We start from the raw sequence: 26,181 nt of genomic DNA, 5'->3' as shown, positions 1-26,181 counted from the left end.
TTTCATGATTAAAAATTGAAAAATTGTAATTTCATTTCGAATCAACTAGAGTTTAGACGCTTAGAACATTTCCATCCTGTCATGAAATTGTTCAACACAGAAGGAACATTTTTAGCGTTGAATATAGATGATCCTGCAATCATTGTTGCACTTGATTGTATTTTAATTTATATTTATCTCATTGTTTTCTACATTTGGTATTTTATATATTTCTTACATTCTAGTTTCACATTGGGAATTACTGCGACCGGATTTTCTAAAATCGTAAGGCGGATTAATAATTCTATCTTACATATAAGTCAACTCTTTGACCATTGATGGTTGAACGAAGTAAATTATAACATAGCAAATAATCATAAAAGGTAACAATTTATATTTCATATGAATCAATCATTTAATGAATTATTTAAAAAATCTCTAAAGAAGATAAGGATGCGTTCTGGATCTTTAATTCAAGGGAAAATAATAAGTATCGAAAAGGATACAATAGTGGTCGATACGGGTTTGAAATCTGAATCATTTGTTCCAATAGAACAATTTAAAGATCTAAGTGGGAATATTGAAGTAACGGTAGGGGACGTGGTAGATGTCATTCTTGAGACGATTGAAGATGGATTTGGAGAGACGGTTGTTTCTAGGGAAAAGGCGAAGAGAAATGCAATTTGGATGTTTTTAAAAGAATCTTATATCGAAGGTAGAAAAGTATTAGGTACTATAAATGAGAAAGTGAAGGGTGGTTTTTCAGTCGAAATAGATGGCATTCGAGCATTTTTACCTGGTTCTCTGTTTGACATTAAACCGATCAGAGATTTTTCTTCCAACAATTTAGAAGGAAAAGAGATAGAATTCAAGATTATCAAGTTAGATCAGCAAGAGAAACAACATCGTGATATCTAGAAAGGCGATAATTGAATCTGAAAATCAAAATGATCGTATGATTTTCCTAAATAATTTAAAAGAAGGAATTTCTGTTCCAGGTGTTGTAAAAAATTTAACTGATTATGGAGCTTTTATTGATTTAGGTGGAATAGACGGATTATTACATATCACTGACATATCTTGGAAAAGGGTGAAACATCCAAGTGAGATTGTTAAGGTTGGTGATAAGATACAAGTTAAAGTTTTAAAGTTTGACAAAGATAAGAGCAGGGTTTCTCTCGGTTTGAAGCAGTTAGGAGATGATCCATGGGACGGAATATTAAAAAAATATTCTGCTGGAAGTAAGACTGTAGGAAAAGTAACTAACATTACTGATTACGGTTGTTTCGTTGAGATTGAAGAAGGAATAGAAGGGTTGGTACATATATCTGAAATAGATTGGACTAAGAGGAATACACACCCATCTAAAATAGTTAATATCGGAAAAGAGATAGAGGTCATGATATTAGATATAGATGAAAAAAGACGACGTATATCATTGGGTTTGAAACAATGTCAACCGAATCCTTGGAAAATTTTTTCAGAAACTCATGAAAAGAATGATCGTGTAGAAGGAAAAATAAAATCAATTACTGATTTTGGAATTTTCATCGAGTTATACGGCGGAATAGATGGGTTAGTACATTCTTCCGATGTATCTTGGAATAAACCGTATGAAGAAGAGTCTGTTAAGTATAAAAGAGGAGATGTCGTATCTGCCGTTGTTCTGCAAGTCGATTTTGAAAGGGAGAGAATATCGTTGGGGATCAAACAACTATCTGAAGATCCATTTCAAGCGTATTCTAAAAGATATAAAAAGGGAGATATAGTTTTCGGTAGAATATACTCTGTGGAAGGAAAGGAAATTATCATCTCATTAGAGGAGAACATCTTTGGAAAAATGGTTCTTTCAGAAGTTTTTCCAGAGTATCATAAAGTTGGAAGTCGTATATCAGCTAAATACATAGGAATCGATAGAAAAAAAAGAATTATCATTCTTTCTAACTGCGAAAGATTGAATTTATCAGAAAAAAATAGAAAATCTTCTGAATGTCATGAAAGTACAGAAAGAAACAAATTTCCTAACATCATGATTGAAGCGTTTAAAGCAGCTAAAAACGAATAATATCAGATCGTATGATTATGATTTTTTATCACTTAAATAAATCACGATTATCATTTTCGACAAGGTGCTTTCTTCTACTTTTTGGAAAAATTAAAAATATTCAATCTTAATGAAGTAATTTTTGGATGTACCGAACAAACCGATAGGAGGCTTTATCTTCAACGAATTCTAACGTAACTTTGTAATATCGTTGTTCGTCACTAAAATATCTTATCTTGTCGTAGTGCGATTGATTATCTCGATCTTTTCAAAGAATAGCGATCTACCACGATTCCATATTTTATAAGAAGGTATCGTACAGGAAAGCACCTTCGGTCGTATAAACCACTTTATCGCTATCTTATTCGACGTGAATCGTTGTTCTATATTAGAAGTTCGGCCATACCATGTTTTATCCTTATTAAGAATATGTTCGATTAAAACCGTACTGTTTAATGTACTCAAACTAGGTTCTTGAAGATATCAAATTTTTATCTCAGAACTGATTGACAAAACATATTCTTTGCAAGAAAAATTATTTACAACAATTAAACCATTAAAATAAAAGATTCTTCTTATCGAGGAGTTTTCACAGTCTTACAACATGAGATATCCTTAATTGATAAGAAACTTTTAATGTTTTTTATATAAAGAATGGACGACTTTTTATTTAAGATTATTGCTTGCCCAATATGTACTGGAAAACTGATCTACAGCAGAAATAGGTCTGAACTTTTCTGTAAGAAGGATAACATGAAGTTTCCTATCAGGGAAAACATATTGATCTTTACGGGAGATGATGTTGTAAAGATTTCTAGACATCCAGAAGAGAAAGATTGATCTTCTTCAGGAAAGGAACACATCACGATAGAAACGTTATAGTGAGTTCTCTCATAACGATCCGTGTAAAAAATTGAAATATCTTCAACTTAATTTTTTGTTCCGTATAGCAGCAAATATAGGTTCTTTTGGAAGAGAAAGCTTAATCCCTTCAAGAAGTCATGCGTTTCTAAAAATCTTTAAGGTCATATATCAATTTTTTTTTGGATAAGGTTGTGACTAATTTAAAATAAGGATGATCGAGATTATGGTTGTCTAATCTCTCTACCGTATCCCTTATATAACAGAAGGTCATCGAAGTTATAATCGAAAGACACCGTATCTCAACGAAAGATCTCTAAGCTGAGCCCAATTTTTAAGTTGATTTTTATGAAAATCAGATATCGGATGACGTCATTTTAAAATCTGTATTCTATTCCGAACGTAGCATTACTTGGAACTTTTTCTTTCATTTGAAAATCAGTGATATTCATCTGATAATTGAAGTTTGCTGTTAGATTTTTATCGAATTGATAAGATATTCCGAGGTAAATACAGTCTTTTGTAAGATTTTTTCGAAAATTATCAAGAAAATGTGTTCTATATATTTTAGAAAAACCTAAGAATGGTTTCAAACTTATTTTTTGAGATATACACTGCATGATGAAATTAAAACTTTTCGTATCACTCACCTTTCTGCTATTTTCCTTTTGACGTTGGTGAATCTTATCTGTTGTTTGCATATCTTCGTAAACCGCGGAAATGTAAAAATTACTACCCTTATCTTTGTATTTCATGCCAGCGTTCCAAAAGCTCATATCTTGAAAAATTATTGCCCTGTTATCTGTTCCAGAAAATCTAAACTTTCCGATGTCCAAATGTGACAAACCTACTTTTAGTCCGTATAAAACGTCGTAGTTAGCTGAAAAACCGAATCCTGAATCGTATGCGTTATCTGTTGCCTCCCATCTTTTTCCACAATACTGGAAAGATAGTCCTAACTCATCCCTATTACCGAAATTTTTTTTATATGTCAGAAGATTGCTTTGTAAATTCTCTATTCCCTGAAAAGGATACTTTATCTCTTCTGCTATTCGATCTTTAATGGGATTAGTCCATTTTTTAACATCGTACAATATGATATAACTTTTTCCATATTCTATCTTACCAAGATTCATAAGATCTAATCCGATGCATGTTAAGTTGCTTTTGCTATAACTTTCATATTTAGAATGATTAAATGAGTTCTCCATCTCAAAGTTTCCAAAACCAGTGATCCCTCGAAATATCTCCTTTTCTCCTATAATATTCAAATTTGTCTGATTGATGATCTCGTTATGTTTATTAAAAATAGCATTTCCGAAGGAGTTAAAATCATTTTGTATTCTAAAGCTTCCAGAAAACTCTATTTTTTCTTTATTTTTTCCTTTAATCTCCAATGCGTAAACCGTACTAATTAATATTTTTATCATCATAAATAAAATAAAAATATTTCTTTTTATCATCTTGTTTGACTCTATTTGTATAAGGATAACATTATAAAACAAAATATTATGAATTTTATGAATGCACCGTCATTTCTTTCATAGTATTTTAAAAAATTTGAATGAAATTATATTAAACGTTATAAAGTAAAATACGTAGAATATTAAAGATACATCTTATGTTTATTGAACTTTAGAGAATTGTAAAAATTTTTAATTTTAAAACCTAGCATTACGCATAGTTCTAGGAAATGGAATAACATCTCGAACATTTTTCATTCCAGTAATGTAAGAAACCAATCTTTCAAAACCTAACCCAAATCCAGAATGAGGAACAGTTCCATAACGACGAAGATCTAAGTACCATTCATAATTTTTTACATTAATTCCTTTCTCAATCATATTTTGATGTATTATGGAGAAATTTTCTTCTCTTTGCGATCCTCCAACAATTTCTCCAAGTTTTGGTAACAAGAGGTCCATTGAAGCAACTGTTTTTTGATCTTTATTTATTTTCATATAGAAAGGTTTAATACTTTTTGGATGATTTTTAATCACTATCGAATTCTTAAAATATCTCTCAGTCAAATACCTTTCTTGTTCTGATGAGATATCTTTCTCCAAAGATTTTACGTTAAAACGTTTTTTGTTTAAAATTTTTATTACATCGTAATACTCTACTTGAATCACATCAGATTGAATAAATTGATCTAACCTCTTCAGTATGTTGGTTCCGGTTTTTTTGGAGAGAAAGAGCAAATCTTGTTTCCTATAATCTGCAATCTTTCGAAAAAGATATTTGAGCATCTTTTCAGAAAACTCAATTAGTTCAGAAAGATTTAAAAAAGATGCTTCTACTTCTAACATCCAAAATTCAGCTAAATGTTTCATAGTAGTTGAAGGTTCTGCGCGAAAAGTTGGACCAAAAGAATAAACCTTTCTGAGAGAACATGCATAAGCTTCTAAATTTAATTGACCAGAAACTGTTAGAAAAGTTTTTATTCCGAAAAAATCTTTATCGAAATCTATCTCTTCAGATCCTTTTGCTAGCAATTCATCTAAATCTATGGAAGATACGAAGAACATCTTACTCGATTTTTCCGTATCAACAGTTGTAATAATGGGGGTAGATACTAAAAAATATCCTTCTTTTCGGAGAAAAGAATGAATAAAATATATTAAATCGCTTCTTATCCTTGAAACAGAACCTATAATATTAGTTCTCGGACGAAGATGGGCAACTTCTCTAAGATATTCGACGCTATGTTTTTTGATGGATATCGGATAACTTTCTGGGTTCTTTATCTTTCCTATTATTTTTACATCAGTGCTGAGTAATTCAAATTTTTGATCTTTCCCAATCGATGGAGAAAGAACTCCAGTCACTTCTAATGAAAATCCAGTAGTAATTGACAAAATTTCAGTTTGATAATTTTGAACAAGTTCTCTTCTAACGATAATTTGTAAAAAATTTAAACAAGATCCGTCATACATATCTATAAAAGAAAACCCTTTGTAGTCCCTTCTAGATTTGACCCACCCCTGAACCTTAATTTCTTCTCCTAAATGTACTTTTCTGTCAAATATATCAGCTATTGATACTAAGGTCATTTATTCCTCTCTTGGAAATCGGATTTAAAATTTTTATAAAAACAAATAAAAATATTTGAAAATGTTCGATAAAAAGAAGATTATCTATCATTTGTCATCTAAAATAGATTAAAAGCACGGACCAACTGTTTAATGAAGTTAGGATCTTTACAAATCGTTTTCTTTGGACTGTCAGATATTTTAGCCACTGGTTTTCCATTACATTCCGTTAACTTGATAACAATATTTAAAGGATTTACTCCCGGAATGTTGCAAGTTAATTTCGTACCAATTCCAAAAACCAAATTTATCTTTTTATAAAAAATTTTATATAAGTGTAGAGCTTGTTGTAGATCAAGATTATCAGAAAAAACTAAAGTTTTTTCATTCGTATTGATTTTAAGATGATCATAATGCTCTATTGCTTTTTTAGCCCACTCTACCGGATCTCCCGAATCATGTCGTAATCCAGCATATCTTTTTGCTAAAGATAAATCAAAATCCTTCAGAAAAGAGTTCATTGTGATACAATCTGTTATTGCAATACCGAGTTCTTTCGGATATTCATTTAACCATATCTTTAGCGCTTCTTTTTGACTATATAACAGTTCATGAGATATTTGTTGGTGAGCTTGAAACCATTCATGAGATTGCGTTCCAAATGGGAGAACATGAAGCTTTTTAGCAAGGTGATAATTGCTGGTCCCAACGAAATAAGGAAAATTTTTCTTTAGTTCCCGTACAACTCTGTAATGAATTGATCTTGAGAAACGACGACGAGTACCAAAATCAACTATTTTAAAGTATTTTAAATTTATACCTTGTTTTTTAGCAACGTCAAGTAGTCCTTCTATTTCTAAATACAGTTGTTGGATGGCTTTCTTCTCATTTTTTTTCTTTGGATACCTATCTTTATGCACAAGTTCGCTAACCATCGATAGTAACGGAACTTCCCACAAGATAACTTTACACCAGTATCCACTAATTCTAATTCGAAGACTATTGTTAGAACTGCTATATATTGCAACTTGATTAGGGTCAAAACGAAAATTTCTTAACCAATTTAAATAATCTTTTTTAAAATAAGAGAAATTATTTAGATAAAAATATTCTTCTTGAGTCAAATGAATATTTTTCATCAGATTGATTTGATATCGTATGGCATAAATATACTTTTTTAATATTTCTTGGTTACGATATTGTAGTTCTGCCACTACAAAAACTTTTTTATAATAATGAAAAACCGCTTGCTGCATATGTAATTTATACGCATCAGTGTCTAATATAGAAGTAATGATTGGAGATTGAAAAATCTTTTTCATAAATTTTATCTAAAAATTATCATCATAACCATACAATGTTTTTAATGATATTAATTCAAATTTATCATGTATACATGTTTTAATGTTTTATAGTTCAATGAATAAAAACATACAAAACTTTTTAGATAAAAATCTCATGATATCTTTAAATTTTATAATCTTCTAGAAAGAATTATAACATTCTAACAGCAGAAATATTATTCTATTAAGAACTGACAAGAGTCATTTTTGTATAATGGTAGTCGAATATCAAGAGGAAAAAGTTGATTGTTAAATCATAACAGATACGACATTTCAGTGTTGTTCCTTAAAATTAAATGCATCTTTAATAACAAATTATCTTTTTAAGATCGTTTTAATAAATTTAACAGCTTGTTATAGATCTAACCTTTTTGTACTCCATTTTTTTGATTTCCATCGAAAAGAATTTATAACTCCTCTAATCCATTCATCGAAAAGAAATCCGATCCATATTCCGAATAATCCCATTTTTATAACTATCCCAAGAAAATAACATAACGGTATGGCGATTCCACACATCGAAAATATTGCGACAAAAAAAGGAAAATTGACATCTCCTGTCGCCCTTAAGGAATTTACCATAACGATATTTAAAGTCCTTCCAGGTTCTAAAAAAATAGATAACAGAAATAGAGGAACCAAAAGTTTAATAATTTCTTCATCTTGAATAATTAGTTTTAGTATTGCTGTCTTAAATGTCCAAAATAAAAAGACTACTAAAATGGTCACTATAAAACCTGTTCTCAAACTTTTTAATCCGGTTAGGTAAGCTTTTTCAAATTTTTTAGAGCCGATCAAATGACCTACGATAATTTCATTTCCAATACTTATAGAAAGACCGAATAACATGATAAAAAGAGATAATTGGAAGTATAAAGTTTGAGCTGCCATAGATTTCTCTCCCATCGTTCCGATAAAAGAACATATAATCATATAATGTATAGTCCATACTAAATTTTCACCGGCTGAAGGTAATCCAATTTGAAGCATCTTATTCAAGATCTCTTTTGACCAATTAAAGAAAAGATGAGGAACAAACCTGATTTTTGAGTTATTAAATAATAAGAAAAGTAAAGCAAATAAAGAAATTGTTCTTCCAATTAAGGTGGAATATGAAATTCCTATCAATCCTTGATTGTCGATTCCAAAATATCCAAATAAAAATATTAAATTTCCAACAACAATGATTAAATTAGAGATCAAAGTAACAATCATGGCAGATTGTGATCTTCCATATATACGAAGACAAGCAGAGGTGATGATTGAGATCGATTCAAGAATTAGACATAACCCAATCTTTTCAAGATATAAAATACTTTGATTGAATAGATGAATAGGAGTATTCATTAAGTTTAGCAATACATTTCCAAAAAATAATATGACTCCTGAACTTATACAGCCTAATAGAAAGTTGAAAGAAATTGCTATATGAATTGCCTGAATAGATTTTTTTTTCTTTCCTGCACCAATATACTGAGAAATAACTACGCTACATCCGACACTTATGAAATTAAATACGGTAATGAAAAAATCAAATATCTGATTTCCTACGCTCATAGAAGCTAGATAAGAAGTAGATAGATATCCGACCATGTAAGTATTGATCAATAACATTGAAAAATGTAAAAACATGTCAATAAAAATTGGCCAACTAAGTGAATAAAGAGATTTATTGATCATATCTGATATCTACAATTAACCATTTGAATTTATTATGTTTACAGAAAACATTCTTTTTGATCGAAGAAATATCTTCATAATTATTTAATATTCTTCGATTTATTTTGTAAAAGTTTAGTTATCTTGTCCATATTAATTATCCTATCCATCTCTTTAAAATTTGAAATTCTATTTTCTTAACAAGTACGTAAATGTTTTGATCAGATAACGTTATTAAAGCTTATTTTTTTTTGATCGTTCTATAAAAATTCATATTAAATTAAGTAATTGATCATGACCGTTCTACGTGAAAATCGTTTAGAATAAATTGAATACATTATTGTTTAGATGAATAATGATATGATCAAGAGTGTGATCTAAAAACAGGATAAATCTATTTATTTTATTGGCAAAATTTTTAAAACAAGAATTTTTTATGAAAAAGATATTCTATACAATATAAGAGTGTTATTCTACATTTAAAAATTTATACAAAGTAGACTTTTATGATGAAATATCCAAAACATGAAAAGACTGTACATGTTATGATTTCTGAAAATAATGTTAAAAAACGTATAGATGAAATCGCTGAAAAAATAGAGAACTACTATCGATCAAAAAAAGAGGATCTGATACTAATCGGTATTTTAAAGGGTGCTTTTATATTTATTGCAGATTTATGTAGAAAAATTGGTATTCCACATGAAATTGATTTTATGGTAGTTTCTAGTTATCGCAATAGTATGCAGTCTTATAAAGATGTAAAAATTGTCAAAGATCTAGATAAAGATGTTAGAAGAAAGAACGTAGTCATTGTAGAAGATGTCGTAGATTCTGGAAATACTTTAAAAAAAGTCTTAGATGTTTTACAGTCTAGAGATCCAAAATCAATTAATATATGTACTTTATTAAATAAACCGTCTAAAAGGGAGGCAGAAATATCTATAGAATGGATTGGTTATTCCATTAAAGATCATTTTGTTGTCGGATATGGGATCGATTATGCTCAAAGATATCGTCATTTACCTTATATAGGATATGTTTATTAACTTAACAAAGCTAGTTTTAAGTTTTACGATCAAAAAGGTGAAGATCTTTCGTGGATCAATTCAATTATTCTCTTGATAAATCAGTTGTATTCGTCGGTTATAGGTGTCTGTAGATGATTAAGCGATACTTTAAGCACGTTTCACATTTGTTACATTTTTAGTTTTCATTCAATATATCTTCAAAAATAAGGTTAGATTTTCATGCAGTATGCTTTAGAGATTTATCAATTGAAAAAAGAATATTATAAGAAAATTATCGCATTAGATGGAATAGATTTAAAAGTTAAAATTGGAGATTTTTATGCTCTGCTAGGTCCAAATGGTGCTGGAAAATCTACTGTAATTGGAATTATTAGTTCCTTGATTAACAAAGATAGTGGGAAAGTTAAAGTATTCGATTATGATTTAGATGAGGATGAGATGAATGTAAAACGTCAATTTGGATTGGTTCCTCAAGAATTCAATTTCAACCCTTTCGAGATAGTTTTACAAATCCTAATAAATCAAGCTGGATATCACGGAGTTTCTAGAGATTTAGCTTATATGAGGGCAGAAGAAAATTTATCCCGATTGTACTTATGGGATAAAAGGAATAGTCTTGCAAAAGATTTGTCAGGAGGCATGAAAAGAAGATTAATGATAGCTAGAGCGTTAATGCATAAACCAAAGTTGCTGATATTAGATGAACCGACAGCTGGAGTTGATATTGAGCTAAGAAGATCTACTTGGAACTTTCTAAAATCTCTGAATTCTGAAGGAATAACTATTATATTGACCACACATTATTTAGAAGAGGCTGAGATGCTTTGTAAGAATATTGGAATTATTCAGAAAGGTAAACTTATCGAAAATACTAGTGTTCGTAAACTATTAGATCAATTAGAATCTGAAACTTTTATCTTCGATCTTGACTATAATAGTATACATCCCGTTTTGACAAATTATTCTTTCAGATTGATTGATCGATTTACGTTGGAGGTTAGCGTCTCTAAAGGTCAGGGTTTATACGATCTGTTTAAACAATTTTCTGACCAAGGTATTAGAGTGAATAGTATGAGAAATAAAGTCAATAGGTTGGAAAAGTTGTTCGTTAACCTGATGGAAAAACAAGATAACTCTGTATTGTTGAGGAAAAAATGACTTTTTACTGGATTGTTATAAAAACAATATGGATCAAAGAGATTACTAGATTTTCTAGAATTTGGGTTCAGACCCTTCTTCCTCCAGTCATTACAACCGCACTTTATTTCATTATATTTGGTAATATAATAGGAAGAATAGTTGGAGATATGGATGGAGTGAGTTATATAAGGTTCATTTTTCCAGGACTAATTATGACATCTGTGATTACAAATTCTTATTCTAATGTATGTTCATCTTTTTTTGGAGCTAAATTTCAGAAAAGCATTGAAGAACTGTTGGTCTCTCCAGTTTCGACAAACGTATTGATTATTGGATTTATCGGAGGAGGAATTTCTAGGGGTATGTTGGTCGCATTTCTAATTATTCTATCTTCTGTTGTATTCTTTCCGCTAGAAATATATTCTTGGATTGTCACTCTTGTTACGATATTTATGACCTCTGCTCTATTCTCACTTGCTGGAATGGTTAATGCTATTTTTGCTAAAACATTTGATGATATCAGTATCGTTCCAACGTTTATTTTAACTCCGTTAACTTACTTAGGAGGAGTATTTTATTCGTTGTCTCTTCTTCCAAATAACTTTTGGAAAACTATTTCTAAGATGAATCCAGTCGTGTATATGATCAGTGGTTTAAGATATGGTTTCCTTGGAATAGGAGGAGATTTGACGTTGAACATGACATTGACGATACTGTTGATATTTATTTTGATTTTATATTATGCTACATGGTATATTCTAAAAAAAGGAAAATACTTAAAGAATTAAAATTCATCGAATTTAACATATTTCATCCTTCCAAAAAGAAATGGATGATTTCTTGCATTTTTTTATTATCTCTAATACGGATTCTCCATCTGGAAATTTTAGATCAGGGTTCTCTTCGTATATCATACGTAATAAGAAATATCTATTCTTTAATTCTGCATGTGGTATGATCAAGTTTTTTTTACGAACTATCAAGTTTCCATATAGTAAAATATCGAGATCTATTGCTCTTGAACACCATCTTTCTTGTTTTCGGATCCTACCTTGATTAGATTCAATTCTTTGAATATATCTTAGTAGATTTTCTGGAGTTAATTGCGTTTTTAATACGACAATGGCATTTAAATAGTATGGTTGTTTCAAATTTCCAATGGGTAAAGTCCTATAATAGGAGGAAATCGAAGTTATTTTAGTGTTCGGCAATTTTCTCAAAGAAAATATCGATCGATTTGCTTGTAATACTGGATTGTTCAAATTACTTCCTATAGAAATATAGGTTTCATGGAACTTTTTCATAAGAATTAATTTTTCGAATATAAATTGAATAATTTTTACTTGAGTTTATTAGAATCTGTCATTTTTTCAAGAAAAAGTTCGCAATTTGTATATCAATATTTCGAGTAACCGGTTCTATTAAAAAAATATTTTAGAACGATTGTTTCGATATAATAGTAAAGACCATTTAAATCGTATTTTTCAGCTGTTTTTAATTTGTTTCTTCTTAATTTCATCTACAGTTTTACATTCTATACAGAGATCCGCTATTGGATTAGCTTCTAGTCTTCTTAAGTCTATTTCGACTTTACAACTAATACAATAACCGAATTTTTTAAGCTGAATCTTATATAAAGTATGATCTATTTTTTCTATCAATCTTCTTTCTCGATCTCTGTTTCTTAACTCAAAATTGAATTCTTCTTCTTGCACCGCTCTATCGATTGGATCCGGGAAGTTTTCAGATATGCTCTGTATTGAAATAGATTTTAAATCCCTTTTTCTGTTCAATTTTTTTTTCCAATCTTCTAAAATTTTTTGAAAATGATTTAGTTTTTTCTCGTCCATATATAATCTCTTCTAACACTTTAATAGTCTTTAAGAAAATGAACAAACTCTCTGAATAATACTAAACTCGCCTTTCTTTACCTTTGAAACGTTTAATCTAATTCTTCTTCAGTACTGATCGATTTTAGGAAGTTAAGGTAAACCACACTATTTCGATAAAATCCGTTTAAGATTTTAAAATTATTAAGCTAATTCGAAAAATTCTAAATAGATAAATTCTCGTAAAATCCATAATAGAAAAATAGAAGATTCTATAATTTTTGTTCTCACTTTAATAAAAGTACAAATAATATAGAATTTTTTAAAAAATTAGGTTAGCATTCTTAATGTATCAAGTTTGATCATATCAAATCTTGAATGTTAAAGTCTATCAATGTTAGAGGTGTTTTATGACATATTGTTGACCGAATTATATAATTTTATCTTCGATAAAGATAGGGATATATGTTCTTCATAGAGATTACTGTTGATACTTATTGTGATTCATTGTGAGTTTATGAGGGTTCTTTAGAATCTTTTGTACGTTATTTAAAAAATTATATCGATCCGTTATTTTATTATGATTAAAATCCAATATATGCTATAATCTTATCGTTTTTAATTATTTGATCTCACAATTAAAGAACTTATAGAATAAGCAATTAATTGAGAGAAGTCAGCAATCGTCTTCTTGAAAGATTTACAAAAATATTACCATTAAGTATTTAATTTTATTGGATCGAATATTAGATCCATAAAATATGGAGAACCCATCGATACGTTCAGATAACGTTCTAGGTGGTTTATAAGAAGTAATTTTTTAAGAAATTGAGGATTGAATCGTAAACTTATCAAGTAAAAAATATAGAATTTACTTATCTAAAACTTATTATGAACTAAGTGCAAAACTTTATATTTTATGAAATATGTTGTTCATATAGCGAAGTTACATCAAACCATAGGTATTTATAAATTATTTAGCGGAATATTTAATCTTTTATGCATAAAAAATCTTTAAATTATTCTTTACGGATTACGAAAAAAGCCGTTAAAGAGATTAGAAGTTACATCAAATATCCGAATAAGTCCAGGCTACGTTTTAGGATTAATGTTGTAGGTGGAGGTTGCAAAGGATTGAAGTATAAGTTTTTTATCGATAAAAACAAAAATATAGATGATATTCTCATAAAGAAGAAAGGGATCAAGATTGCGATTGATCCGATTAGTTTTCAATATTTAGTTGGTAGTACGATTGATTTTATAGATACGTTAGAAAAATCTCAATTTATGATCAATAATCCAAATGTTAGCACGACTTGTCAGTGTGGATCTTCTTTCGGTATGTAGAAAAATCTTTAATAAAAACTAACTTAGAATAACTTCTAATAAGTTGATTATCATGGTATTTAATTGGTCCACAGTATCCATTAAATTTTTCTTCTTCCTATGTACTTCTTCTCTTGTATTCGATGCTTCAACTATATCTGAAACAGATCGAACTATAATAAATGGCACCTTAAATAAATGACATACTTGAGATATTGCCGTTCCTTCCATATCTATTCCGATTACGTTAGGGAAAAGATCACAAAAAGATTTTAAGTTTTTTCTACCATAAATGAATCGATCTCCACTACAAGTCGTTCCAACTAGGTAGCTTAATTTCAAATTTCTTGCAGATATTTCTGCTTTTTGTATCAACTTTTCTTCTGAATAAAAAAATCTTGGGAATCCGGGAACTTGTCCATATTTGTATCCAAAACAACTCAGATCGAAATCGTAGTAACAATTTTTTGAAGATATGATTATATCTCCTATTTTCGATCGATTTTTAAGACCTCCTATCATTCCAAAGTTTATAATCGCATCTGGAGAAAATTTATTGATCAAGATAGTTGTTCCTACTGAGGAAGAAACCTTTCCGATTCCAGACTTTAGTAAAAGAAAAGAAGATTTTTTTATTTTTCCATAAAAAAATTGTATTCTATCCGATAGAAACAGTAATTTTTTTTGGACATATCTTTTTAAACAAGATATTTCTTCTTGCATTGCGCATACTACGGCTATTCTCGGTGTATTCATTTACGTGACGATTAGTTTGATTGAAATGTTTTTCTTAAAAACTTTCAATATTCCAAAGTCTATAAGTTATTGTTAGACAATAGAGAATTTTTGAACCAACATAAATTAAAAAATCTTATTTAGTTTTAAATGAAATATATTGGATCATTTAATCCAAATCACGATTAACGTTTAATATTAGTAAAACGAATAATTGACTAAAAAAAGATGATTCTTAATTTTCATTAAATATCTTGAACCATTACTGTGAACGCTGACGATAAAGATAGTTTTCTTTGTGACACAATTTATGTTCAATGTGTTCTACATTTCTAACAGATAATTCATATTCTTGCAAACATTTTGTATGTTAAGATTATTGTAACATGCTGAATATGATGTATAGATCTATTTTTCAGATTATTTTGAGAGATCATAGCAATCTTGCAAAAATCAAAAATCTTTCGATGCGTTGATCCCATTTGATAAATAGTCATTTTTGATTTCTATTGCATTGACAATCTAAAAAAATTCATTCATAATTAAGGAATATAATTTTCACACCTTTTTATAAAATCTTAAAAAAATCTTATCTTTCATAATAAATTTCATAGAAGGATAAAGATTTTTAATTTTCATACTTTATTAGCTTTCATCTTATTACGTTAATAAATTTTACGTATCATGTTTGTTCGGAGAGACTATAATACTTAATTACATCTAACAACTATTTCTTTTTGAAATTTTTATCATACAATAGATTAGTTCTGTAAGAACAACTTACAAAAATCTTCAGGTTTTTGTGGTTGATCACTATAAAGAACAAAAATAGTAAATTTTTGTCAGTTTAGTGTTTTTCTATGTTTTAATGAAATGATCATGAAAACAAGATACATCTTTGTCACAGGTGGAGTAGTTTCTTCTTTAGGGAAAGGAATATTTACAGCTTCTTTAGCTGCTGTTCTTGAATCAAGAAGAATTAAAATTACTATAATAAAACTAGATCCGTACATCAATGTTAATTCAGGAACGATGAGTCCAATGCAACACGGAGAAGTATTCGTAACAGAAGATGGTGCGGAAACCGATCTAGATTTAGGACATTATGAAAGATTTATAAGGACTAAAATGACAAAAAACAACAACTTTACCACAGGTTTAATATATTCTGAAGTTATTAAAAAAGAAAGATCAGGAGAATATTTAGGTCAAACAGTTCAAGTAATTCCACATATTACGGACGAAATAAAAAGGAAGATCTTAAAAGGTGGGATAGGATATGATTTAGTTCTAGTAGAAATAGGTGGAACGGTTGGAGATATTGAATCTCTACCATTTTTAGAAGCGATACGACAGTTATCAATCGACATTGGTCGTCAACATACAATGTTCTTACATCTCACGTTAGTTCCGTACCTTGATTCCACGGGAGAAATAAAAACTAAACCTACACAACATTCGATAAAATCACTTCTTTCGATCGGTATTCAACCAGATGTACTAGTTTGTAGGTCCAAAAAAACGATCCCCATGAGGGAAAAATTAAAAATTACTCTCATCTGTAATATCCCAAAAAAAGCAATTATTTCTTTAAAAGATGTAGATTCCATTTATAGAATACCAATTCTATTACATCTTCAAAAACTAGATGATTATATCTGCAAAAGATTTGTGATGGATTACCCTTCAGCTGATTTATCAGAATGGAAAAAACTTTTACAAAATCAATCTAAAAGAATTGGTTATGTTACGGTAGGCATGGTTGGAAAATATGTTAATCTTCCAGATTCTTACAAGTCCGTAATAGAAGCTCTTAAACACGGAGGATTTAAGAACCGTGTAGAAGTGATTATCAAAATGATCAATTCTGAAAAAATTGAGTACTCGAAAGATTTGAACATATTGAAAAAATTAGATGCTATCTTAATACCCGGGGGGTTTGGTGAAAGAGGTATAGAAGGAAAGATCTTAACGGTACGCTACGCTAGAGAAAATAAAGTTCCTTATTTAGGAATTTGTCTTGGAATGCAAGTAGCTTTCATAGAATATGCTAGGAACGTTGCGAAAATGCATGGAGCTAACTCTGAAGAGTTCTCTTCAAGTTGTCGATATCCCGTCATTATATCGATTTCAGAAAGAAGAAGTAGTGTAAAAGACCATTCCGATGATATCCAAGGTGCAAGAAGCTATTATAGAAGATTGAAATACATGAGAATAGGAGGTCAAAGATGTCGATTAATTAAAAATAGTAAGGTACACTCGATATATAAAAAGAGCATCATTTTTGAAAGACACAGGCACCGTTATGAAGTAAATAATTTCTTCCTTGAAAGAATAGAGAAAGCTGGATTGTATATTTCTGGTTTATCCGAAGATAAAACTTCTGTAGAAGTTATCGAGGATCCTCATCATCCATGGTTTATAGCTTGTCAATTCCACCCAGAGTTCACTTCGAACCCAAGAGATGGTCATCCTCTCTTTTCCAGTTTTATACAGGCGGCAAAGAATTTTAAGAAAGATGGTAACATACGACGTTCAAAAATAACGTAGAATATATAAAATATGACTAAAATTATTAGAATATTTGGAAGAGAGATTATAGATTCAAGAGGAAATCCAACAGTAGAAGCAGAAGTGCATACAAAGAATTCTTATGGGATAGCTTCCGTTCCTTCTGGTTCTTCTGTAGGAAGTAAGGAAGCTTTAGAATTAAGAGATTTAGATGAAAAAAGGTTTTTTGGAATGGGAGTTCTACGAGCTGTACATAATATAAACCATGATATATTTGATTCTTTAAAGGGATTAAGTGTTTTGGATCAACATCAAATAGATCATACTATGATCCAATTGGATGGGACTGAGAATAAATCAAGATTGGGAGCTAATTCTATTTTAGCCGTCTCTTTGGCATCTATGAAAGCAGCAGCTTCAGAAAAAAAGACTCCATTATATCGATATATATCAGAACTGTTCGGAAATTCTGAAAAATTTTCGATACCGTTACCTATGGTGAATATTTTAAACGGTGGGAAACATGCTGATAATAACATCGATATTCAGGAATTTATGATTCAACCTATTGGAGCAAAGAGTTTCAGGGAATCTATCCAAGTTAGCGTAGAAATATTCCACACTCTTAAAAAAGTTCTAAAAAAATATGGATTAAATAGCAATGTAGGAGATGAGGGAGGATATTCTCCAAACTTACCTTCAAATGAATCAGCTTTATCTATATTAACAGAATCCATCGAGTTATCCGGATATTCATTGGGAAAAGATGTTGTGCTTGCAATAGATTGTGCCGCTTCAGAATTCTATGATATTAAAAACAAGAAATATAACTTGAAAGGAGATCAGGAATCTTTTACTTCCATAGAATGGACAGAGAGGTTGCGGAATATGTCTTCAAAGTATCAGATCAAATCAATTGAGGACGGTTTACATGAATCAGATGAAGATGGATTTATCTATCAAACTGAAGTATTAGGAGACAATGTTCAACTAGTGGGAGATGATCTATTCGTAACTAACGAAAAAATATTCCGACATTACGTTAGCAAAAAGATCGCAAATTCTATTTTGATCAAATTGAATCAAATAGGAACAGTGAGCGAAACTATGGATGTCATTAGAACTGCTCAGAAGTTCGGATATTCGACAATCATTTCGCATAGATCTGGCGAAACAGAAGATACTACGATTGCTGATCTTGCAGTAGGAACTGTTTCCGGACAGATTAAGTCGGGATCAGTAAGTCGTTCTGAACGCGTTTCAAAATATAATAGAATTCTTCGTATTGAAGAAGAATTAAATGGAAAATTCCGATTTGGTCCAGAGAAAATTTGGTGAAGTTTAGTTGATCGTTTCTCAAATTGATCTTTTTAATCGAGATATTTTGGTTAAAAATGTCTTATAGATGAAGAAGTTCCTTACATTAGCAAGATTTTGTAGATTGATACGATAAACGTAGAATGTGATCGTATTCTCAAGAAAGATTTCAAAGAATATACAAGTTAATTGTTTTAGTGTGTTTTCCAAAAAATTTTCATTTTGAAAGATCTTATGTATATTTTTTAAGCATTCTAATGAATTAATATGTCACAGTCAGTTTAATCTATCTAAAAACGATCCCTCATTTTTCTAAGTATAGAAAAAGTTTCATGTTCTCCTGTCTTTAAGGAATCTATTCCTCTCCATTCGATACCAACTTTTTTCAATGATCTTCTTATATTTTCATCGCCACATCGCAAAAAGATATTGATTTTTTTTTCAACTTCTAAAGTTGAAGGAACTGTTGGTAAAAATTTTGAAACTCTTTTTTGAGAATGATCGAGATATCTTTTGATATGATTATCGTTCGGTAGTAACAATTTCGCAAATTTTAAATTTTTAACCGTATACTCATGTGCGCAACAGATTAATGTGTTCTGTGGAAAAGATTTAATGAGGAGGATCGATCGAAACATCTGCTGTGTAGTTCCCTCAAAAATCTTTCCACATCCTCCAGAAAACAATGTATCTCCACAAAACAGATAGGGTTTTTCATAATAAAGAAGATGTCCAGAAGTATGTCCAGGCACATGAAATGTATTGAAAGAGAAATATGGAAGATCAATGCGGTTTCGCTCTTTCTTTATGATATACGTTATCTCTTTCGACCGAACTTCTTCCGGTGCGAATACTTCGATATTTGGGTATTCTTCTTTTATCTGTGATACTCCAGAAACATGATCATCATGATGATGTGTGATAAGGATTGCGCGATCGGAAGAAATTTTCTTTTATGTAGGAAATGACAAACTTTTTCAGATTGTCCTGGATCGACGATCACACACGTTTTTTTGTTTTCTAATATCCAAATATAGTTATCTTCAAAAGATCGAATAAAAAATAATCTCATGCTCGTAATTTTGACGATGGAGGCGTATTGAAGTTGCTGTTATCTGTTACGAAAAGAACCTAAATGATCTATAAAATATATATCTGTTTTGAAAAAAATTTTTGATATACCTCCGAATCTTGTAGAAATATCGTAGATTAAACTTTTAAATCTGTTCTTTATTGAGGCATATTTCTAAGTATTCTCGATCCTCTTGAGAAGGATTGTTTGCAGCTCTTTTCGCCAACTTATCACAGAATGTATTTTCTAAATGTCCAGAGTGACCTTTAATTAAGTTCCATTTAATTTTATGCTTCTTAACAATTGTATCCATCCTTTTCCATAAATCAATGTTCGAAACGGGTAATCCATTGCTACGTTTCCAATTTTTTTTTTTCCAAAGATATATCCACTTAGTCCCTCCTTGACACACATAGTTGCTATCTGTAGTCACAATAACGTTACAAGGGTATCTGAGCAATTCTAAACCAATGATCACTCCAATCAGTTCCATTCTGTTGTTGGTTGTAAGAAAATATCCTTTACTTAATATCTTTTCGTACTTATAATACCTAAGTATCGTCCCGTATCCCCCTGGCCCAGGATTTTTAATACAAGAACCATCAGAAAAAATTTGAACTTCTCTTTTCGAAGATTTTGAATTCATTAATTTGTTTGAAAATATGTTCACGACGTAAATGTTCAATGAATGCGAAGATTGAAAGAAAAATATTTCTTGATACAGAAACTACCGGTATGAATTCTTATGGTTATCCTTATGAAGGACATAATATCATCGAAATTGGCGCTGTAGAAATGATAGATAGGGAGTTGACTGGAAATGTTTTCCATACCTATATTAATCCACAGAGATCAGTCGATTTAAAAGCATTCGAGATACATAAAATCAGCGATGATTTTTTAAAAGATAAGCCACTATTTTCTGAAATAGTGGATGATTTTATTAATTTTATTGATGGTACGGAACTGATTATTCATAATGCATCATTTGATGTCGGTTTCATTAACTATGAGCTTTTAAAGATAGGATACAATTTTTGTAAGATCAGCGAGATTTGTAAGATAACAGATAGTTTATCTATGGCTAGAAAAATTTTTCCAGGAAAAAAGAACAGCTTGGATGCCTTATGCGATAGGTATCATATAGATAGGTCGATAAGACGTTCACATGGAGCTCTTATCGATGCAAAGATCTTAGCAGAAGTATATAAATTGATGACAGGAGGACAGATTCATTTCGATTTTTCAATCAAGATGAAAGAGAAAAAGTATCGTTTTGATAAATCTCAAGAGGAAAGTAAAAGGATAGGTAAAAGTTTTGTATTATATGCCAATTCAGAGGAGAATTGCTCTCATGAACTCATTTTAGATTCTATCGAAAAAAAAATAGGAAGAAAACCTTTGTGGAGACAAAGGTAGATATGTTTACATATTGATATTTTTAAGGTTTTAAGATTTATTTATAGTTGGTGCGGTAGTTCAGTGGTTAGAATATCGGCCTGTCACGCCGGAGGTCACGGGTTCAAGTCCCGTCCGCACCGAGATTGTATCGAGAAGCGTCGTACAATGTTGAGCATATTTTTACCCTTCATTAATCTATTAACAGAACGTTCATAAATCGAAGATGAATAACGATAGAACTTTCGCTAAGGCTATACGTTTTTTATGTGTAGATGCCATACAAAGAGCGAATTCAGGGCATCCCGGGACACCAATGGGAATGGCTGATATTGCCGCCGTACTTTGGGGAAATTATCTCAATCATAATCCATCTGATCCGAATTGGATTAATAGAGATAGGTTTGTTTTATCTAATGGTCATGGATCTATGCTTCTTTATAGTCTGTTACATTTGACAGGATATGATCTATCTATCGAAGAAATAAAAAAGTTTCGTCAATTTCAATCTCAAACTCCTGGACATCCAGAATATGGATCCACAGTCGGTGTGGAAACAACTACAGGACCTTTAGGACAAGGACTCGCAAATGCCATCGGATTCGCTGTTGCTGAAAAGATTCTATCAAAGAAATTTAATAAACCGAAATACCCAATCATCGATCATTATACTTATGTTTTTGTAGGCGATGGATGTGTTATGGAGGGTGTTTCTCATGAAGTTTGTTCTTTGGCAGGAACTTGGAAACTAGGAAAATTGATTGTTTTTTACGACAGTAATGGAATTTCAATAGATGGAAAAATTGAGACATGGTTTACTGACGATACGGCGCTTCGTTTCTCTTCTTACAAATGGCATGTGATTGATGATATCGATGGACATGACGTATCAAAGATAAAACTAGCTATAAATGAAGCTAAGAGTGTACGTGATCGACCCTCTTTGATAATTTGTAAGACAATTATCGGATATGGATCACCTGTTAAATCTGGATCAGAAAAGATTCATGGATCTCCTATCGGAAAAAAATCTATCGTAGAAATGAGAAAAAGGTTCAATTGGAAATATAAAGAATTTGAAATACCGAAGGATTTATACAGATCTTTTAGTGCGAGAAAAAAAGGAAAAAAAATACAAAAAAAATGGTTCAAAATGTTTTCTTCCTATCAAAAAAAGTTTCCAACACTTTTTCGAGAACTGACTAGAAGGATGAAAAAACAACTTCCGGAACGTTGGAAGGAAAAGATGAATTCTTTCGTTCAATTTCTTCAAAAAAATCCTTCAGATGTTTCTGGAAGACAAGCATCAAAGAATACGTTGGAAATACTTTACGAAGTATTACCTGAACTTCTTGGCGGATCAGCCGATTTAACTCCTAGTAACCTATCAAAAGCTACCACATCCAAGTCAATTGATCATCATTTTTCTGGAAATTATATCCACTATGGAGCTAGAGAATTTGGAATGTCAGCAATCATAAATGGAATTTCTATCTATGGTGGATTCATACCTTACGGAGCGACTTTTTTAACTTTTGTAGAATACGCTAGAAATGCAGTGAGGATGGCTGCGTTGATGAAAGTCAGAAGCATATTTGTCTATACACATGATTCCATCGGTGTTGGAGAAGATGGTCCAACTCATCAACCGATAGAACAGTTAACTCATTTAAGAACTACTCCGAATATCAGCGTGTGGAGACCTTGTGATCAAGTAGAATCAGCAGTATCTTGGAGATTAGCTGTGGAAAGAAAAGATGGTCCAAGCGCTTTAATATTTTCCAGACAAACTCTTTTTCAAGAAAGTAGAGATAATGAACAAATTGCGGAGATTTCAAAAGGAGGATACATATTAAAAAAAAATAGTGATTCTCCTGAACTCATATTAATAGCTACAGGATCGGAGGTGAGGTTAGCAGTAGAGTCTTATCACATTTTAGTTAAAGAAGGATATACGGTAAGAGTAGTATCGATGCCATCCTCTGATGTTTTCGATAGACAGAAATTTTCCTATCAAAAGAAAGTTATTTCTTCCGATTCAACTCATTATAAGATAGCTATAGAAGCGGGAAGTACAGATTTCTGGTATAGATATATCGGGGGAAACGGAATAGTGATAGGGATTAACTCTTTTGGGTATTCTGCTTCTGGAGATATTCTGTTCGAAAATATGGGGTTGACAGTTTCTAACATTGTTAAAAAAGCCAAGAAATTGTTCAACATGAGCGATAATGAACGAATACGAATGCGAAGGACCGATTTCTGATGAAATCTCCTTAGATTCTATATAAAAGTTCAATGGATTAAGGTTATTTGATACACTCCATATTATCTTTATAAATTAATAGATAACTACTAAAATATCTTGAAACTTAGAAGATCATCTTTGATCATTTTATAGGTGGATATCTTCTATCATAGAAGCGATAGTCCGTTCTGTAAATTTCTATGGAAATTAATTGTGTAAAATGATCTTTTAGAGTCGGTTGTCTGCTTTTATGTCCGATCAACACAGTACGTGAAAAAGTTCAATACAACGTGAAAGTTTAATATTTTGAGAGAAAAATGAGATGATTCATATTAAATCTGTTGATATAAGAATGAAGAAGGTGCTTATTCGATGTGATTTTAATGTTCCGATAAGATCTTCAAAGATCATATCAAACCATAGGATAATTTCTACCTTGCCGACCATTAAGTATGCTCTCTCCGAGAGATCTACCATAATGTTGATGTCCCATCTTGGAAGACCCATTGAGGGAAAATATGAAGATCGATTTTCGTTAAGGATAGTTTCTCAATTCTTAGGTGACACCCTAGGCGTTCCAGTGAATTTGATTCGCAATTATCTTGATGATGATTTTATACCAAGAAGTGGTGAGATATGTATGTTCGAGAACGTTCGTTTTAATAAAGGGGAAAGAAATAATGATCCGTCCCTTTCTAAAAGATATGCGAAGTTATGTGAAATTTTCGTGATGGATGCCTTTGGAGTATCTCATAGAAAAGAATCTTCTTCGTATGGGGTTGCAGAATACGCTCCTATCTCTTGCGCTGGTTTTCTATTCTCTAAAGAGGTAGATAACTTATCGAAAATCTTAAGCGATCCTGTCTCCCCAACAGTTGCGATAGTAGGTGGATCGAAGATTTCTAGTAAGTTGACCGTTATCGAACAGCTATCTAAGATAGCAGATATAGTAGTGTTAGGTGGAGGGGTAGCAAATACTGTAATCGAAGCTTCTGGAATCAAAGTTGGAAAATCTCTGGTAGAAAAAAAATTAGTTTCAGAATCGAAGAGAATATTAAATAACTCAAAGATATTTCTTCCGGTAGATGTGAAGGTATCAAACGAAATATCTGAAACAGCAGCATGTTTTAACAGATCCATTCCATCCGATCTATTCAAGATGACGAGTATATTGTTGATTTAGGGGATCGTACCGTTGACCATATCTCTAAGGTGGTTAAACGAGCAAGAACTATCATTTGGAGCGGTCCTTTAGGGATTTTTGAAATTCAAAACTTTTCCCACGGTACCAGAAGATTGATCGATTCTATTGCAAACAGTCAAGCTTTTTCTTTAGCTGGAGGAGGGGACACTGTCTCAGCTATTTCAACGTTCAATGCATTTGATAAAATTTCTTATGTTTCCACTGGGGGAGGAGCTTTTTTGAAATATATAGAGAGAAGAGAAATTCCTATAGTTTCTAGGTTTAGAAGAAATCATTTTTTTTCACATCATCAATAGGAGAATCTTGTATGTCCGAAATATTCGATAAATTAAATCATGGTGTAATTCTTGGAAACGACGTACAGAGAGTTTTTTCTACTTGTCAAAGAAAAAAGATTGCTATTCCTGCGATTAATTGTATAGGAACGGATTCAATAAATGCTACTTTAGAAAGTTCTGCTCGGTTCAATCTTCCAATTATTATACAGTTTTCTTATGAAGGATCTAGATTCATATCTGGGAAGGGATTGAGATTAGATAGTCATAGGTCTGCTGTATTGGGATCTTTATCTGGAGCGAACCATGTTCATCAGATGGCAAAACATTACGGCGCATCAGTGATACTTCATACGGATCATTGTTCAAAAGAAAATTTACCATGGATCGATGAATTATTAGAATTCGGTGAAAAACATCATAAAAAATATGGAAAACCATTTTTTTCCTCTCATATGATCGATCTTTCATCAGAATCGTTATCAGAGAATGTTCAGATATGTTCAGAATATTTTCGAAGAATGAGCAAGATAGGAATGACCATAGAAATTGAACTAGGATGTACTGGCGGTGAGGAAGATGGTGTTAAAGTAGATCAAAATTTAAAAAAGTGTTCCTTATATACTAGTCCTGAAGATGTTTTATATGCTTATGAAGAGTTAAGTAAGATAAGCAACAAATTCATTATAGCTGCTTCAATAGGAAATGTTCACGGAGTGTATCGAGATGGAAATGTACAGCTCGATCCCAGAATATTAGAGATCTCTCAAAAAAAGATAGGTTCAAGCGCTAAAAATGATCGAATCAATTTCGTTTTTCATGGAGGATCAGGATGTTCTGCGAAGATGATACGAAAGGTGATCGATTATGGAGTGGTTAAGGTGAATATCGATACAGATATTCAGTGGGCAACTTGGCTCGGAGTACTCAATTACTATGGAGAAAATGAACAGTTCTTAAAGGGTCAACTTGGGAATCCTCTCGGAGAATTTAATCCAAATAAGAAATTTTACGATCCAAGATCTTGGATAAGACGATCTCAACTATCTATGATAAACAGAATCAAACGATCCTTATTGAACATGCGGTGTATATGAAATATCGATCGGAAAGTAAAACAGCAAGTTAGTTTATCGTAAAGTAAGATATGGAACCTCAATAATCATGTCAGATTGGT

At 31.1% G+C, this 26,181-nt stretch carries 20 protein-coding genes, 1 tRNA gene and 2 pseudogenes; 13 read left to right on the top strand and 10 right to left on the bottom strand.

Translation table 11 applies throughout. From position 1 onward, the window contains the following. Positions 1–381 precede the first annotated feature (381 nt). Positions 382–2,044, top strand: a pseudogene (gene rpsA, locus AOQ87_RS01810) (30S ribosomal protein S1). Between the two features lie 633 nt (positions 2,045–2,677). Then, positions 2,678–2,863: a Trm112 family protein gene (locus AOQ87_RS01805; RefSeq protein WP_080626593.1), complete on the top strand. Its 186-nt coding sequence runs from the start codon at positions 2,678–2,680 to the stop codon at positions 2,861–2,863. Positions 2,864–3,261: 398 nt separating this feature from the next. Here AOQ87_RS01805 and AOQ87_RS01800 read toward each other — a convergent pair whose 3' ends face one another. The 4 genes from AOQ87_RS01800 to AOQ87_RS01785 form a co-directional block, all read right to left on the bottom strand. Beyond that, on the bottom strand, positions 3,262–4,317 hold the full coding sequence (locus AOQ87_RS01800; protein WP_185751033.1) for a porin: 1,056 nt from the start codon (positions 4,315–4,317) through the stop codon (positions 3,262–3,264). Positions 4,318–4,545: 228 nt separating this feature from the next. Then, positions 4,546–5,937, bottom strand: coding sequence for an asparagine--tRNA ligase (gene asnS, locus AOQ87_RS01795; RefSeq protein WP_080626591.1), 1,392 nt, complete (start codon positions 5,935–5,937; stop codon positions 4,546–4,548). A gap of 98 nt (positions 5,938–6,035) precedes the next feature. Then, complete coding sequence (pncB, locus tag AOQ87_RS01790) at positions 6,036–7,238, bottom strand: nicotinate phosphoribosyltransferase (RefSeq protein ID WP_039719707.1); 1,203 nt, start codon at positions 7,236–7,238, stop codon at positions 6,036–6,038. Positions 7,239–7,613: 375 nt separating this feature from the next. Further along, on the bottom strand, positions 7,614–8,939 hold the full coding sequence (locus AOQ87_RS01785; protein ID WP_039719706.1) for an MATE family efflux transporter: 1,326 nt from the start codon (positions 8,937–8,939) through the stop codon (positions 7,614–7,616). A gap of 485 nt (positions 8,940–9,424) precedes the next feature. Between AOQ87_RS01785 and hpt the strand changes: the two genes are divergently transcribed. From hpt to AOQ87_RS01770, 3 genes are all read left to right on the top strand, one after another. Further along, positions 9,425–9,967, top strand: coding sequence for a hypoxanthine phosphoribosyltransferase (hpt, locus tag AOQ87_RS01780; protein WP_185751032.1), 543 nt, complete (start codon positions 9,425–9,427; stop codon positions 9,965–9,967). A gap of 201 nt (positions 9,968–10,168) precedes the next feature. Further along, entirely contained in the window at positions 10,169–11,107 is a 939-nt protein-coding gene (locus AOQ87_RS01775) for an ABC transporter ATP-binding protein (protein WP_039719705.1), read from the top strand. After that, entirely contained in the window at positions 11,104–11,877 is a 774-nt protein-coding gene (locus AOQ87_RS01770) for an ABC transporter permease (RefSeq protein WP_039719704.1), read from the top strand. The genes AOQ87_RS01775 and AOQ87_RS01770 overlap by 4 nt, the downstream gene beginning before the upstream one ends. A gap of 12 nt (positions 11,878–11,889) precedes the next feature. On the opposite strand, the gene folK is transcribed toward AOQ87_RS01770, so the two are convergent. Continuing rightward, positions 11,890–12,393, bottom strand: coding sequence for a 2-amino-4-hydroxy-6-hydroxymethyldihydropteridine diphosphokinase (gene folK, locus AOQ87_RS01765; protein ID WP_039719703.1), 504 nt, complete (start codon positions 12,391–12,393; stop codon positions 11,890–11,892). A gap of 180 nt (positions 12,394–12,573) precedes the next feature. Next, positions 12,574–12,939 carry an RNA polymerase-binding protein DksA gene (dksA, locus tag AOQ87_RS01760; protein WP_039719702.1) on the bottom strand — a complete coding sequence of 122 codons (366 nt, stop codon included), beginning with the start codon at positions 12,937–12,939 and terminating at the stop codon, positions 12,574–12,576. Positions 12,940–13,917: 978 nt separating this feature from the next. On the opposite strand from dksA, the gene erpA reads away from it, so the two are divergent. After that, positions 13,918–14,265, top strand: a complete 348-nt coding sequence (gene erpA / locus AOQ87_RS01755) for an iron-sulfur cluster insertion protein ErpA (RefSeq protein WP_039719701.1) — start codon at positions 13,918–13,920, stop codon at positions 14,263–14,265. 18 nt (positions 14,266–14,283) lie between these two features. On the opposite strand, the gene AOQ87_RS01750 is transcribed toward erpA, so the two are convergent. Next, on the bottom strand, positions 14,284–15,000 hold the full coding sequence (locus AOQ87_RS01750; RefSeq protein ID WP_080626590.1) for a 5'-methylthioadenosine/adenosylhomocysteine nucleosidase: 717 nt from the start codon (positions 14,998–15,000) through the stop codon (positions 14,284–14,286). An 858-nt stretch (positions 15,001–15,858) separates the two neighbouring features. Here AOQ87_RS01750 and AOQ87_RS01745 point away from each other — a divergent pair. Further along, a complete protein-coding gene (locus AOQ87_RS01745; RefSeq protein ID WP_080626698.1) occupies positions 15,859–17,529 on the top strand; it encodes a CTP synthase in 1,671 nt (556 codons plus the stop codon). A 12-nt stretch (positions 17,530–17,541) separates the two neighbouring features. Then, a complete protein-coding gene (gene eno, locus AOQ87_RS01740; protein ID WP_080626589.1) occupies positions 17,542–18,828 on the top strand; it encodes a phosphopyruvate hydratase in 1,287 nt (428 codons plus the stop codon). A gap of 269 nt (positions 18,829–19,097) precedes the next feature. Here the strand turns inward: eno and AOQ87_RS01735 are convergent, their stop codons facing one another. The 3 genes from AOQ87_RS01735 to rnhA all read right to left on the bottom strand — a co-directional run bounded on the left by AOQ87_RS01735 (position 19,098) and on the right by rnhA (position 20,525). Next, positions 19,098–19,688, bottom strand: a complete 591-nt coding sequence (locus AOQ87_RS01735; protein WP_236858683.1) for a hydroxyacylglutathione hydrolase C-terminal domain-containing protein — start codon at positions 19,686–19,688, stop codon at positions 19,098–19,100. Next, the gene (locus AOQ87_RS01730) at positions 19,685–19,879 is read right to left on the bottom strand and encodes a hypothetical protein (RefSeq protein ID WP_080626587.1); all 195 of its coding nucleotides are present in this window, start codon (positions 19,877–19,879) and stop codon (positions 19,685–19,687) included. Before AOQ87_RS01730 ends, AOQ87_RS01735 begins: the two co-directional genes overlap by 4 nt. A gap of 145 nt (positions 19,880–20,024) precedes the next feature. Then, a complete protein-coding gene (gene rnhA / locus AOQ87_RS01725) occupies positions 20,025–20,525 on the bottom strand; it encodes a ribonuclease HI (RefSeq protein WP_039719699.1) in 501 nt (166 codons plus the stop codon). 38 nt (positions 20,526–20,563) lie between these two features. Between rnhA and dnaQ the strand changes: the two genes are divergently transcribed. From dnaQ to fbaA, 5 genes and pseudogenes are all read left to right on the top strand, one after another. Then, positions 20,564–21,298: a DNA polymerase III subunit epsilon gene (gene dnaQ / locus AOQ87_RS01720; RefSeq protein ID WP_039719698.1), complete on the top strand. Its 735-nt coding sequence runs from the start codon at positions 20,564–20,566 to the stop codon at positions 21,296–21,298. A 49-nt stretch (positions 21,299–21,347) separates the two neighbouring features. After that, positions 21,348–21,420: transfer RNA gene (locus AOQ87_RS01715), tRNA-Asp, on the top strand. 83 nt (positions 21,421–21,503) lie between these two features. Beyond that, complete coding sequence (tkt, locus tag AOQ87_RS01710; RefSeq protein WP_042524695.1) at positions 21,504–23,543, top strand: transketolase; 2,040 nt, start codon at positions 21,504–21,506, stop codon at positions 23,541–23,543. Positions 23,544–23,847: 304 nt separating this feature from the next. Next, positions 23,848–25,025 (top strand): annotated as a pseudogene (locus AOQ87_RS01705) (phosphoglycerate kinase). An 11-nt stretch (positions 25,026–25,036) separates the two neighbouring features. Further along, the gene (gene fbaA / locus AOQ87_RS01700; protein ID WP_080626586.1) at positions 25,037–26,101 is read left to right on the top strand and encodes a class II fructose-bisphosphate aldolase; all 1,065 of its coding nucleotides are present in this window, start codon (positions 25,037–25,039) and stop codon (positions 26,099–26,101) included. Positions 26,102–26,181 lie beyond the last annotated feature (80 nt).

This window comes from Candidatus Riesia pediculischaeffi (assembly GCF_002073895.1).
Classification (GTDB): domain Bacteria; phylum Pseudomonadota; class Gammaproteobacteria; order Enterobacterales; family Enterobacteriaceae; genus Riesia; species Riesia pediculischaeffi.
This window is presented reverse-complemented; position numbering and strand designations above follow the sequence as displayed.